The sequence below is a fragment of the Roseivirga sp. UBA1976 genome (assembly GCF_002336325.1).
GTDB lineage: Bacteria > Bacteroidota > Bacteroidia > Cytophagales > Cyclobacteriaceae > Roseivirga > Roseivirga thermotolerans.
Map to the genome: position 1 here is coordinate 1 of NZ_DDDQ01000109.1, position 13083 is coordinate 13083.

Genomic DNA, 13083 nt, shown 5'->3' on the forward strand with positions numbered 1-13083 from the left:
CTGAACTTGTTTCAGGGTCTTTTTAAAGAGGGTTATGCTCCTGAAAAGTCGGGACAGAATGGCGAGCATAATTTTGGCCATCATTGGTGTCATCATCAATGTGAGAAAAGCGGTGAAGACACCGCTTGTGGCAATTAAATAATTCATAAATCAATAAATCAGCGAAACCATGAAGGTTTTGAAGTTTGGCGGTACGTCCGTAGGAAGTGTAGAGGCAATCAGAAAGGTTGCTGAGATTCTGAAAAAGGAATCCGGTCAGGAACAGTTGGTGGTAGTAGTTTCTGCCATGAGCGGGGTCACGAACACTCTAATTTCCATTTCGCAAAAAGCTGCGGTTCGTGATGCCAGTTATGAATCCAACCTACAAGACTTAGAGGATAAGCACTGCACTGCGTTTAAGGAACTCACAGGAAATTCCAACTGCTTCGAGATTTCTAAGCTCTTCGTTCGACTTACCGAAATTTGTAGAGGCGTATATCTTTTGCGCGAATTGACTCCAAGAACCAGCGACTATATTCAGTCCTGTGGTGAAAGGCTATCGAGCTATATTATTAGTGAATATCTCAAAAAAGAAGGGCTTCAGGTAGAACTCTATGACAGCCGAAAATACCTGATTACCGATAAGAAATTCGGTGGTGCCAATGTACTTTGGCAGTCCACCAAAGCAGCTTTACAAGAGCTTAAGCCACAATTAGCTTCAATTAGTGTTTTCCCGGGCTTTATTGCTTCAACCAGCGATAACGAAACCTCTACGCTGGGGCGTGGTGGTTCTGACTACACGGCAGCGGTTTTGGCTAATTTGCTTCAGGCCAGAGAATTACAAATCTGGACAGATGTTAACGGTCTAATGACCTCCGATCCGCGATTGGTTCCTTCGGCTCATTTGCTGGAGCATGTTTCATACGAAGAAGCGCTTGAACTATCTCATTTTGGGGCTAAGGTGCTTTATCCGCCAAGTATTCAACCCGCTCTTGATGCAGAAATTCCAATTTGGGTGAAGAATACTTTCGACCCTGAAGGCCCAAGCACTTTGGTTACTAAAGAGTGGGATGACGAAAAGCAGACCATTTGCGGAATTTCCAGTATTCAGGATGTAGCACTGGTTAACCTTTCAGGTGCCAGCATGGTGGGTATACCAAGTTTCTCTTATCGCCTTTTTAAAGCCCTAAGCCAGGCCAACATAAACGTGATTATGATTACCCAGGCCTCATCTGAACATTCCATATGTGTGGGTATTTCCAAGACCGATGCTCATGCAGCTCTTGAGGCCATAATTGAGGAGTTTGAGCAGGAAATATCATTACATAAAATAGATGAACCGGTAGTAGACGAAGATCAAAGTATTATAGCACTGGTAGGCTCTCATATGAAAAACCAGGTGGGGATTTCCGGCAAAATGTTCAATACTCTAGGTAGAAATGGAATAAGTGTGAAGGCCATAGCACAAGGTTCCTCTGAGCGAAATATTACGGCTGTTGTAGCCAAAGCAGACCTTAAAAAGGCCTTGAATACACTTCACGAAAGTTTCTTTCTTTCAGAGTTAAAGAAAATGAATCTGTTTGTGGTAGGGGTGGGCAATGTAGGCAGGGCTTTTCTAAGGCAGGTGCAAAAACAACAAGAATTACTGGCCCGAGAGTTTAATCTGGATATTCAGGTGGTGGCCGTGGCCAATTCCAGAAAAAGCTATTTCAATGAAGAAGGTGTCGATTTAACACAATGGGAGCAGTTATTAGAGCATGGGAATGACTCAACTATTGAGGCATTTATTGCTCAAATGAAGGCACTGAACCTAAGGAACAGTATTTTCATAGATATCACCGCTTCACATACCATAGCCGCCACTTATCGGGAGTTGTTGGAGTCGAGCATATCGGTGGTTACTCCCAATAAGATTGCCGCCACGCGCGATATGTCTTCTTATTTGAACTTGAAATATGCCACGAAAAAGTACGGTAGCCAGTTTTTATTTGAGACCAATGTGGCTGCAGGCCTTCCAGTAATTTCTACCATGAATGAGTTGTTTAAATCGGGCGATAGAATACATGCTATACAAGCTGTTTTAAGCGGCACGCTCAACTTCCTTTTCAATAATTATGATGGTAAGCGTCCATTTTCAAGCATTGTAAAAGAAGCCAGGGCGCTTGGCTTGACCGAGCCGGATCCAAGGTTAGATCTTTCTGGCGAAGATGTGATGAGAAAGCTACTTATACTGATTAGAGAAAGCGGTAGAAAATGGGAGATGGAGCAGATTGAACAGGTGTCTTTTTTACCTGAAGCTTGCAAAAATACCCCTGACTTGAACACATTCTATGAACTATTGGATGCTCATGAAGACCACTTTTTGGAGCTTTACTCAAAGGCCAAGGAGAAAGGCGCTCAGTTAAGGGTAGTAGCCAGCTTCAAAGATGGGGTAGCCAAAGTGGCTCTGGAACAGGTAGCCTTGCATCACCCATTCTACTTCCTGGAAGGTAAGGATAACATTGTGCTTTTTCACACCGAAAGGTATAAGGAACAACCCTTAGTAGTTAAAGGAGCAGGTGCTGGTGCAGAAGTTACCGCAAGTGGTATTTTTGCCGATGTATTACGAATAGCTAATCAGTAGGTAGGAATTAGAAATCGGTGATTGAAAAACAGTAGATACTCTCGGAACTGTCATTGCGAGGAGAAAGTTTGGCTATAAGTCAAACTTGTGATGTGGCAATCTGTCTGTTACCTGCAGTGTGTCCTATACAAGCAGATTGCTTCGTTATGAAACCTTGTTTTCACAGGTTTCATTTCTCGCAATGACGTATAACTTGGAAATAGAAGAATGAATAAAGATTCGGTAAAAATTTTTGCACCCGCCTCCGTATCGAATGTCGGACCTGGCTTTGATATTCTAGGCTTTGCGCTAGAAGGTATAGGCGATACAATTACGCTTAGCAAAAGAAATGGCCAGGCCTATTTGATTGATGCAGTAGGAGCCGATATTCCACAAGACCCTGAGAAGAATGTGGCCACTGTGGCCTTGAGTTCGTTTTGCAAAGAAGTGGGCTACGATGGTGGTTTTCTTATAAGAATAGAAAAGAGTTTTACACCGGGTAGTGGTTTGGGATCTTCGGCCTCCAGTGCTGTGGGCGCTGTTTTTGCGGCCAATGAACTGCTGAACACAGGAATGACCAAAGAAGAGTTAGTCCCTTTTGCCCTCGATGGCGAAATGCTTGCTTCAGGTCACAGGCATGGCGACAATGTAGCACCTTGTATGCTGGGAGGTTTTGTAGCTGTAAAAAGCTGCGATCCGTTCGATGGCTTTCAAATAAGCTACCCAAAAGCCTTAAAAGTACTTATTCTGTTTCCTGATGTGCTGGTAAAAACAGTAGAAGCGAGAGGCCTATTGCCCAGAGAGGTGCCTATGGCTCAGGCCATTGAGCAAGCCGCCAATATGGCCGGTTTAATAAATGGACTCACTACGGCCAATTACCAGATGATTAGAAAATATATGAAAGACCAATTGGCACAGCCTTATCGGAAAAAACTCATCCCGGGCTATGACGATGTAGAAACCGTATGCTTGGAAAACGAGGCCATTGGTTTTAATATTTCCGGCTCAGGACCCGCAATGTTCGCCTTCTTTAAAGCAGATCAAAACCTTGAGCCGCTAAAAAAGTGGGTAAAAGATTTCTATGAAGCCAAAGGTATTGCTTGCCGGTTCTACGAATCGGCCATAAACGGCAGGGGAGTCGAACGAATTCAGTAAAGTCAAAAGAAACATCCAGAATTGTCGAGCATGCAGTTTTTTTCTACCCAAAGATCATCTCCCCAAGTCGGCTTTAGAGAAGCTGTAATTAACAGTCTGCCTGCCGATAAAGGGTTGTACTTTCCTATGGCTATTCCGCGCTTCAGTTACGATAAAATCAGTGCTCTGGAAAGTTCCGGTTTACCAGAGTTGGGTTTCGAAATAATGAGGCCTTATACCCAGGACGTTTTCTCCGACACCACCCTCGAGACTATTGTACAAGAGGCTTTTAATTTTGAGATTCCACTCGTTCAGGTTGAAGCAGGAATCTTTAGTCTGGAACTGTTTCATGGGCCTACTTATGCCTTCAAAGATGTAGGAGCGCGATTTTTGGCCCGTTGCCTCGGAGAATTTGCCAAGAGCGAAAGCCGGGAAACCACAATTCTTGTAGCCACCTCTGGAGATACAGGGGGTGCAGTGGCCAATGGTTTTTTTAATGTAGAAGGAGTGCGGGTAGTTATTTTGTATCCTTCGGGAAAAGTGAGCGACTTGCAGGAAAAGCAGCTTACCACCCTGAGAGGAAACATTACGGCCTTGGAAGTAGAAGGCGATTTTGATGATTGTCAGGCTTTGGTGAAGCAAGCTTTTCTGGATGCTGAACTAAGTGAAAAACTGAACCTCACCTCTGCCAATTCCATCAATATTGCGCGTTGGATGCCCCAGTCCATTTACTATGCGAGTTTGGCGCTACAGATGAAAAATGCTGCAGAAGCTTTAATAGCCGTTCCTTCCGGAAATTATGGCAATGTAACCGCAGGCATGCTAGCCAAGCGAATGGGCTTTCCGTTGGGCAAATTTCTGGTCTGCTCAAATGCCAATGATGTAGTACCACGCTATCTGGAAAGTTGCGAATATGAGGTGTTACCAACAGTAGCTACCTATGCCAACGCCATGGATGTAAGCAACCCGAGTAACTTTCCAAGAATGCTAGAGCTTTATGATCATTCTTTTGATGATTTGATTCAGGAAGTTTCGGGCTTCACTTTACACGATGAGCAGATTCTTGAAACGATTGAGCAATGCCATAAAGAAACAGGTTATTTGCTCGACCCGCATGGAGCGATTGGATATGCAGGGTTAAAGAAAAAGCTCAAAATAGATCAGAAGGGAGTGTTTTTGGAAACAGCTCATCCTATCAAGTTTAGACCTGTAATGGAAAAAGCTCTGAGAGATAAAATGCCTATGCCCGGGTTTGCTAAAGACCTAATGCTAAAGCAAAAGAGCTCTATCAAAATGAGCAACCAGTATGCAGACTTTAAGAACTTCCTTAAACAATCTTCTTAGGTAGAGTGCTCTCTAAAAGTAAATAAAACACTTAGTAGAAGTGGCTCAAATTTGTTGCTTTTCAATCTAGCACAGGCCATTCCCCCTTTTTTGAAAAGGGGGCTAGGGGGATTAGAACAACCATATTTCATTACTTGAAAAGCCAATCCTCCCAACCTCCTTCGCCAAGGAGGAGTGTCCGTGCAAACATCGTTGGTTAGAATTCCATAGAGGTGTCTCTTGTTAGGAAATTACTTTTTGAAGTGGGGGCTAGGGGATTAGAACAACGCTTTCATTTCAAAAGCCAATTCCCCAAACCTATTGGGTTGAGCAGAATTTTAGAGATGTGCCCTGCACGGAAAGCACCTTTCTCAAGTGCTGATCAACCCAATAGACTGGGCATGCTCAAAAGCCTGTTGGCTATGCCTGAACTGGCAACAAGCCGTACCGATTGACTCAATTTCTTGCAGGATACTCTGGGTTTCATCCCAACGTCTGGACTTGACTCCCCTTATATAAATCGCTTTGATTCTGTCTGGGTTTTTCTCAGTTATCTCCTTGTAAATCAGAGGGTCATGCTGTCCATTGTCACCAAGCAGTACAAATTGCTTTGTCGGATAAAGTTGTAGAACTCGTTCTATTTTGTCGAGCTTATGTGAATGGCTACCATAACCTGATTTAAAGAAATCGAGAAAGCCTGTTTTTAGCTGTTTGAGTTGCAATACACCCTTGGGCAATTCATTGACCTTAATAAACTGTACTAGAAATTCGTACAAATTCCATTCGCTGCTCGAAACATAGAAGAATGGATTTTCTTTCTGGCTACCTCCTGTTTTAAGGGCTTTGTAAAACTCCACAGCACCCTTTACCGGCTGGCGTGTTTCAGCATTGTTGGTGAGCAGTGTGTAGAGTTTCTTCGGCTTTTGGGTGACGTGAGATACCAGAAATGTATCATCAATATCAGAAATGAAAATGAGTTCGCTTTGTGTGGAAATTTGAATTTCTGTGGAAACTTTCACCTCTTCCTGACCATCTACCAATTCATCTGCCAGTCTGAGTTCTGCGCTATGCCATCCCTGACCTAAACCATGATTTTCAATCTCAAACTCAAAAAGGCCCTGTTCATTACTTCGGCAACAGTACGTTTTATCATTAAGCGTAAGTTCTACTTTGGCGTCTGCAATAGTAGAAACCAAAAACATTTTAAGTAGCGCGATAATGTTTTTCCAAACAGATGTGTGCTTCCCGGGATTCCGCAGTGCCATTCCTTTAAATACATGCCCTTGTACATAGCACTTTTCAGCATTTCCAAAACCTCGATACGCCAGAACAAACGGATAATCGACATATCGAAAACGGCTTTTCCACCATCTTTGAAAAGAATTTCCCCGTATAGGTGCTTGTTTATAGGAGCTCCATTTCGGATGTTCGGAAATCATTTAATTTTATTCGTTTAAGCGTTAGCAATGAACAAGATACTGTTTGTAATTAACCCCATTTCTGGCGACAAAGACAAAACGGAGTATATAAAACAAATCGATGAGTGGGCAGAAGGTTTGGAACTTTCCATAGAAAAGTGGGAGACTACGGGCGAAGCTGATGAAGAAAAGTTGAACCAATGCATTGAGGCTTTTGTGCCCGATACCGTAGTTGCGGTGGGAGGCGATGGAACGGTGATGTTATGTGCAAAAGTGCTTATTGACAAAGGTATTTCTCTGGGTATACTGCCAGCCGGATCGGCCAATGGCATGGCCACAGACATTGGTTTTCCCGAAGTACTTCCTGATGCTCTTGATCTCATTTTGAATGGGCGAACGATAGCAGCTGATATGCTGCTGTTCAATGGTAAAGATTATGGTTTGCACATTAGCGATGTGGGACTTAATGCAGGCCTTGTAAAGGAGTTTGAAGAAGGGGAGAGGCGCGGGTTTTTAGGTTATGCCAAAGGAGTGACGAGTCAACTTCTGAATCTGGAAAAATTTGAGGCCACATTAAAGATTGGCGATAAAACCGTTGTTGAAGAAGGCCACATGGTGGCCTTTGCCAACGCAAGAAGGTACGGAACCGGAGCTGTTCTGAATACCATTGGGAAATTAGATGATGGCATCTTTGAGGTTTATGTTTTGCGAAGCCTTAGCATACCGGGGCTTGCCGGACAGTTTTTTGAACATATTGACGATGCCGCATCCTATTGCGAGGTGTACCAGGCGAGTAAAGTAAAAGTAACCCTCAATGAACCAAGATTCTTTCAAATTGATGGTGAACTAATGGGAGAAACCAAAGAGGTAAGCGTAGAAGTGGTTCCCGGTTGTTTAAAATTAATTGTGGGTGATGATTACTGATTTCTTCCTATGGAAGTCATATAATCGCCAACCAAACATGGTACATCACTTCAGTCCTTCAAATTTCTCCTGAATAACCAAGTGTACCGGTCTGTTCTCAATTTTAGATTCCAGGTAAGAAAGAATGTCTAAATAGAAGAACGGCCGTCTTTCATAAATGTCCTCGTTGAGTGGTAGTAGCCTGTTATACAACTTTACAAATTCATCTCTTAACTGGTCCGGGGTTATTTTTCCGGTAATTCTCAAAAAGCTAATAATCTCTTTTTGTACTGCCTGTTGCTGATTCATCTTACCAATGAACTGAAAAGTAGATTTAATTTGATATTCCAGATGGAAATCCTGACCGTCTTCGAAATGGGCAATCAGATTGAGTATACGTGCAAAGCAATGTATATCTTCTCTTATTTTAACATCTTGAAAATGAATGATTTGGTTTAGGTAATATATAGCCTTTCTGTAATTGCCATTTCCAAAGTAAAGCGAAGCTATTTTATAGTAGATGATAAGAACTCGCTCGGGGTCAAGCATAGACTTATACAGCTCCAGTTTCTCTAACAATTCGGGAATAATCTTTACACCTTCCGCAAAGTTGCCCTCCATAAAATACTTGTTGATTTTGGAGACATAGAGAAATTGAAACACCAGAACTTCAGTATTTAGATTCTGTACTATGTTTTTATCCTTGCTCAGTGCTTCTACTTCAGCTAAAACCTGGCAAAACTTTGAATAGTACTTTAGCTGAAAAAGTGCTCCCAGAAGATTTCTGTAACCTTTTATATAATGTACCGGTTGTTTCACAATCATTTCCGGAGTTTCCTGAAATAGTTTTACCCAAGCCAAGGAGTGTTTGTAGACATTCGGAAAGTTCTGTACAATCTTGTTGAACCAGACATGCGCCTGGTAGAAATAGAGTTGTTCATAAAAGGTGAGGTGTTCGAAGTTTACTTTGGGCAAGTGACTAAAGAAATATTGGCTCACCTGATCGAACTCCTCTTGGTTTTTGGCGTAGCCCTTTTGCAGAAAGAGACTGTAAAGATTGAGCGTAAGGTTAGACAGTTGGTGGCTCGAACGAACAATCTCAGTGGTTTCAACCACTTCTGAAGTCAGTTCTTCGGCACGGTTGTCTATACTGCGCGTAATGAACTGAGATTCTATTTGCTTCTCAAACTCCATTACCTCTAAGGCTATGGTAAAGTGCCTACTCTCTTTGGCCATTTGCTTGGTCTTGTCGAGCATTTTAAGAGCCTGCTTATAAAACCCCTTATTGTAAAGCACCTTGGCATGGTCTAGTAATTCCCTCAACTGAATGTCGAGATTCTGACCGATATGGTATAGTCTCAAACTTCCAAGAATTTGGCGGTAGAGATGAGCCTTCTGATTAGATAGCTGAGCTTTTTTAATGCTGGGTACCCTCTCAAGAATTTCAGTATCGTCATAACTTTTCATGCCGTCCATAGCATCGAACAGTTTTATGAACTTAACATCGCTAGTGTTTCCGCTGCGTTTTACATACAATCGAAAGTGTCTCTTTTCAGTTTGAGTAAGAGATTTTATCAATTCGAAGAGAGCATCATTCTTTGCTTTAGCCATTGTAATTCAAAAGGGTGTAACTAATTGATTTACAGTATAAAAACAAGCTATTACCCGAATTAGAAATAGTAGAATATCTACCATCTCTTATGGTGTGGTTTCATCGGTTATCTAACTTCAATTTTAGAGAGAATAATATGAATTGAAGCAAAGAACTGAGACCAAATAAACGATGGATCAACAAAAAATACAAATCTTTGATACAACCCTTAGAGATGGCGAACAAGTGCCTGGCTGTAAACTCAATACTGCGGAAAAAATTGAGGTAGCTAAGCGACTGGAAGCTCTGGGGGTAGATGTTATCGAAGCCGGCTTTCCTATTTCTAGTCCGGGTGACTTTCATTCGGTACAGGCTATAGCCGATGTGGTTAAGAATGCAACCGTTTGCGGGTTGAGCCGGGCGGTAGAAAAAGACATTGTAACCGCTGCCGATGCACTTAGGAAAGCTAAAAGGCCAAGGATTCATACCGGTATTGGTACCTCAGACTCCCATGTGATACATAAACTGCGCACCAGCCGCGAAAAGGTTGTTGAAAGAGCTGTGGCTGCAGTTTCACTGGCCAAGAAGTATGTAGAAGATGTGGAGTTCTATGCTGAAGATGCCGGCAGAACAGACAATGAATTCCTTGCGTTTGTTTGCGAGCAGGTAGTTAAGGCTGGAGCCACGGTACTCAACATTCCCGATACCACCGGATATTGCTTACCAGAAGAATACGGGGCCAAAATCAAATACCTCCGAGAAAATGTGAAAGGAGTACACAAGGTCACCTTGTCTACCCACTGCCATAATGATTTGGGTATGGCCACTGCCAATTCTATTGCAGGAGTATTGAACGGTGCCACGCAGATTGAGTGCACGATAAATGGTATTGGCGAACGAGCCGGAAATACGGCTTTGGAAGAGGTGGTTATGGTGCTTCGTCAGCATCCGGACCTGAACAAGTTCACCGATATTGATACTCGCCAGCTCAACGCCATTTCGCGCTATGTATCAGAAACCATGCGTGTGCCCGTACAGCCCAATAAGGCCATTGTGGGTGCCAATGCTTTTGCGCATTCCTCGGGAATTCATCAGGACGGAGTGATCAAGAATCGCGAGACCTATGAAATCATCAATCCGCTTGACGTAGGAGTAGACCATTCTTCTATTGTGCTTACCGCCCGAAGTGGCCGAGCGGCTCTGGCCTACAGAATGAAAAATCTGGGCTATGAGCTCACCCGAGATGAGTTAGATGTGGTTTATGCAGAATTTCTACGGGTGGCAGATGATAAAAAAGAAGTAGAAGACGAAGATTTACACCAAATTGTAGAGTATAGACAAAAGGTAGCGGTTTAATACTATGGCAAAAACATTGTTTGACAAGGTTTGGGACGCCCATGTGGTGAAAAGCCTTGAAGGAGGAATAGATGTACTGTATATAGACAGGCACCTGATTCATGAAGTAACCAGTCCGCAGGCTTTTTCAGAGATCGAAAAGCGAGGACTCACCTTATTTAGAAAAGATCAGATGGTGGCAACTCCCGACCACAACGTGCCCACCAAAGATCAGCATTTACTTATTCAAGAGGCCCTTTCCAGGCATCAGGTAGATACCTTGATTAATAATTGTGAAAAACACAACGTAACGCTCTACGGTCTGGGGCATCCTTTTCAGGGAATAGTTCATGTAATTGGTCCGGAGTTGGGAATTACGCTTCCTGGTAGAACCATGGTTTGTGGCGATTCCCACACCTCTACCCATGGTGCTTTCGGGGCTATAGCTTTTGGTATTGGCACAAGCCAGGTGGCTCAGGTAATGGCCAGCCAGTGTTTATTACAGTCCAGGCCCAAAACCATGCGTATTACTATAGATGGAAAGCTTAATAAAGGCGTGTATGCCAAAGACATTATTCTGTACGTCATTTCTAAACTTACAGCGGCCGGAGGAACAGGTTACTTTGTAGAGTATGCCGGATCTGCCATCCGTTCACTCTCCATGGAAGCTCGAATGACCATCTGCAACATGAGTATAGAAATGGGTGCCAGAGGGGGAATGATAGCCCCAGACGAAACGACATTCGACTACATTCATGGACGAGAGTTTGCCCCTAAAGGAGAGGCGTGGGAGAGAGCCCTGGATTATTGGAGCACACTTTATTCTGATGAAGGAGCTACTTTCGACAAGGAATATAATTTTCCGGCAGAAGACATAGAACCCATGATTACCTATGGCACCAACCCGGGTATGGGCATTAAAATCACATCAGCTATACCAGATAGGCTGGCCGAAGCCGGAGAGGAAAGCTTCAATAAATCACTCAAATATATGGGCTTTCAGGCCGGAGAGAGTCTACTCGGAAAACCTATAGATTATGTATTTATAGGTAGTTGTACCAACTCCAGAATAGAAGACCTTAGAATAGTGGCAAACTATGTGAAAGGAAAGCGCAAGGCCTCCAATGTCAATGCCATGATTGTGCCAGGGTCTAAGCAAGTAGAAAAACAGGCAAAGGCTGAGGGACTGGATAAAATATTAGAAGAAGCCGGTTTCGAGTTAAGAGAGCCAGGCTGCAGTGCATGCCTCGGAATGAATGAAGATAAGGTGCCGGCCGGGGCCTATTGTGTATCTACTTCAAACCGAAATTTTGAAGGCAGGCAGGGGCCAGGAGCCAGAACACTTTTGGCCAGTCCTTTGGTAGCCGCTGTTACGGCTATTGAGGGAAAAATTGTAGACATCACTAAACACCTCAACTAACATGGAAAAGTTTGTAAAAGTTACTTCAACGGCAGTACCAATGCCTATAGAAGACATAGATACCGATCAGATTATTCCGGCCAGATTTTTAAAAGCCACCAATAGAGAGGGTTTTGGAGAAAACCTGTTTAGAGATTGGCGCTATGAGAAAGGTAATGAACCCAAAGCCGATTTTGTGCTGAACGATTCTACCTACTCTGGCGAAATATTAGTAGCGGGCAAAAACTTTGGCTGTGGTTCCTCACGAGAACATGCGGCCTGGGCTCTATACGATTATGGCTTCAGAGTGGTAGTGTCTAGTTTTTTTGCAGATATTTTTAAAGGAAATGCCCTCAACAACGGGCTACTGCCTGTTCAGGTTTCAGATGCCTTTCTAGGTGATTTATTACGGGCCATTAAGAAAAATCCTGCCCTTCAAGTAACCGTAAATCTGCCAGAACAGGTCATTAGTTTTGATGATAAAGCAGAGACATTTGAGGTGAACGCATATAAAAAGGAATGCCTCTTGAATGGTTATGACGACATAGATTTTTTAGTAAGTATTAAAGAGGAAATTGAGGCCTATGAGGCCTCTTCAAAGGTAATATAAGATGGGAGTGAAGAAGAATATTGGAGTTTTACCTGGCGATGGTATTGGCCCCGAAGTAATAGCTGAGGCTATAAAAGTGTTGGATGCTGTTTGTGCAAAATATGGTCATAAGTTTACCTATGCCTATGGGCATGTAGGAGCTGTGGCTATAGACCATACAGGCAACCCTCTGCCCGATGAGACACTGGCCATTTGCGAGCGAAGTGATGCTTTTCTTTTTGGAGCCATTGGAGATCCCAAATATGACAATGACCCCAAGGCCAAAGTGCGTCCCGAACAAGGACTTCTGAAACTGAGAAAGAGTCTTGGGCTTTATGCCAATATTAGACCTGTAACAGCCTATGATAGCCTGTTGCATATGTCTCCACTAAAGACAGAAAAAATTAAAGGTGTTGATATAGTTGTTTATAGAGAGTTGACGGGAGGTATATATTTTGGAGAAAAAGGAAGAACAGAAGATGGTGCTTTCGATCACTGTACTTACTCCAATTATGAAATAGATCGCATTGCGCATCTGGCCTTCCAGTCGGCTCAAAACCGTAAAAAGCACGTCACCCTTGTAGACAAAGCCAATGTACTGGAAACCTCACGGCTTTGGAGAGAACGTGTCAATGAAGTGGCTAAAGATTATCCCGATGTTTCCCTTGAATGCATGTTTGTTGACAATGCAGCCATGCAAATGATTCAAAATCCTAAGCAGTTCGATGTGATTCTAACTGAGAATATGTTTGGTGATATTATTTCTGATGAGGCCAGTGTTATTGGCGGGTCGCTGGGGCTCTTACCTTC

The 13083-nt window shown here is 43.1% G+C and carries 10 protein-coding genes; 8 read left to right on the top strand and 2 right to left on the bottom strand.

The features are described 5' to 3' along the window. Positions 1-169 precede the first annotated feature (169 nt). The 3 genes from thrA to thrC all read left to right on the top strand — a co-directional run bounded on the left by thrA (position 170) and on the right by thrC (position 5059). Positions 170-2602, top strand: coding sequence for a bifunctional aspartate kinase/homoserine dehydrogenase I (thrA, locus tag B3763_RS10950; protein ID WP_286746434.1), 2433 nt, complete (start codon positions 170-172; stop codon positions 2600-2602). A gap of 207 nt (positions 2603-2809) precedes the next feature. Then, positions 2810-3736, top strand: coding sequence for a homoserine kinase (locus B3763_RS10955; RefSeq protein ID WP_286746437.1), 927 nt, complete (start codon positions 2810-2812; stop codon positions 3734-3736). A gap of 30 nt (positions 3737-3766) precedes the next feature. Then, on the top strand, positions 3767-5059 hold the full coding sequence (gene thrC / locus B3763_RS10960; protein WP_286746440.1) for a threonine synthase: 1293 nt from the start codon (positions 3767-3769) through the stop codon (positions 5057-5059). 350 nt (positions 5060-5409) lie between these two features. Here the strand turns inward: thrC and B3763_RS10965 are convergent, their stop codons facing one another. After that, positions 5410-6303, bottom strand: a complete 894-nt coding sequence (locus B3763_RS10965; protein WP_286746443.1) for an App1 family protein — start codon at positions 6301-6303, stop codon at positions 5410-5412. 201 nt (positions 6304-6504) lie between these two features. On the opposite strand from B3763_RS10965, the gene B3763_RS10970 reads away from it, so the two are divergent. After that, positions 6505-7380 (top strand): diacylglycerol/lipid kinase family protein, encoded by an 876-nt coding sequence (locus tag B3763_RS10970; RefSeq protein ID WP_286746446.1) that lies wholly within the window; start codon positions 6505-6507, stop codon positions 7378-7380. Between the two features lie 45 nt (positions 7381-7425). Here B3763_RS10970 and B3763_RS10975 read toward each other — a convergent pair whose 3' ends face one another. Further along, positions 7426-8970, bottom strand: coding sequence for a hypothetical protein (locus tag B3763_RS10975; protein WP_189631222.1), 1545 nt, complete (start codon positions 8968-8970; stop codon positions 7426-7428). 172 nt (positions 8971-9142) lie between these two features. On the opposite strand from B3763_RS10975, the gene B3763_RS10980 reads away from it, so the two are divergent. From B3763_RS10980 to leuB, 4 genes are all read left to right on the top strand, one after another. After that, positions 9143-10306: a 2-isopropylmalate synthase gene (locus B3763_RS10980; RefSeq protein WP_189631223.1), complete on the top strand. Its 1164-nt coding sequence runs from the start codon at positions 9143-9145 to the stop codon at positions 10304-10306. Between the two features lie 4 nt (positions 10307-10310). Beyond that, positions 10311-11705 carry a 3-isopropylmalate dehydratase large subunit gene (gene leuC, locus B3763_RS10985; RefSeq protein ID WP_286746450.1) on the top strand — a complete coding sequence of 465 codons (1395 nt, stop codon included), beginning with the start codon at positions 10311-10313 and terminating at the stop codon, positions 11703-11705. Between the two features lies 1 nt (position 11706). After that, positions 11707-12294, top strand: coding sequence for a 3-isopropylmalate dehydratase small subunit (gene leuD / locus B3763_RS10990; RefSeq protein WP_286746451.1), 588 nt, complete (start codon positions 11707-11709; stop codon positions 12292-12294). A gap of 7 nt (positions 12295-12301) precedes the next feature. After that, positions 12302-13083 (top strand): 3-isopropylmalate dehydrogenase (leuB, locus tag B3763_RS10995; protein ID WP_286746454.1); only part of this gene is annotated, 782 nt, incomplete at its 3' end.

What these genes read in the sequence shown, in the direction of transcription:
- B3763_RS10980 (WP_189631223.1), top strand. Translation starts at nt 9,143, where the DNA reads ATGGATCAACAAAAAATACAAATCTTTGATACAACCCTTAGAGATGGC.
- B3763_RS10970 (WP_286746446.1), top strand. Translation starts at nt 6,505, where the DNA reads ATGAACAAGATACTGTTTGTAATTAACCCCATTTCTGGCGACAAAGAC.
- B3763_RS10965 (WP_286746443.1), bottom strand. Translation starts at nt 6,303, where the DNA reads ATGGCACTGCGGAATCCCGGGAAGCACACATCTGTTTGGAAAAACATT.
- leuC (WP_286746450.1), top strand. Translation starts at nt 10,311, where the DNA reads ATGGCAAAAACATTGTTTGACAAGGTTTGGGACGCCCATGTGGTGAAA.
- leuD (WP_286746451.1), top strand. Translation starts at nt 11,707, where the DNA reads ATGGAAAAGTTTGTAAAAGTTACTTCAACGGCAGTACCAATGCCTATA.
- B3763_RS10975 (WP_189631222.1), bottom strand. Translation starts at nt 8,970, where the DNA reads ATGGCTAAAGCAAAGAATGATGCTCTCTTCGAATTGATAAAATCTCTT.
- B3763_RS10955 (WP_286746437.1), top strand. Translation starts at nt 2,810, where the DNA reads ATGAATAAAGATTCGGTAAAAATTTTTGCACCCGCCTCCGTATCGAAT.
- thrC (WP_286746440.1), top strand. Translation starts at nt 3,767, where the DNA reads ATGCAGTTTTTTTCTACCCAAAGATCATCTCCCCAAGTCGGCTTTAGA.
- thrA (WP_286746434.1), top strand. Translation starts at nt 170, where the DNA reads ATGAAGGTTTTGAAGTTTGGCGGTACGTCCGTAGGAAGTGTAGAGGCA.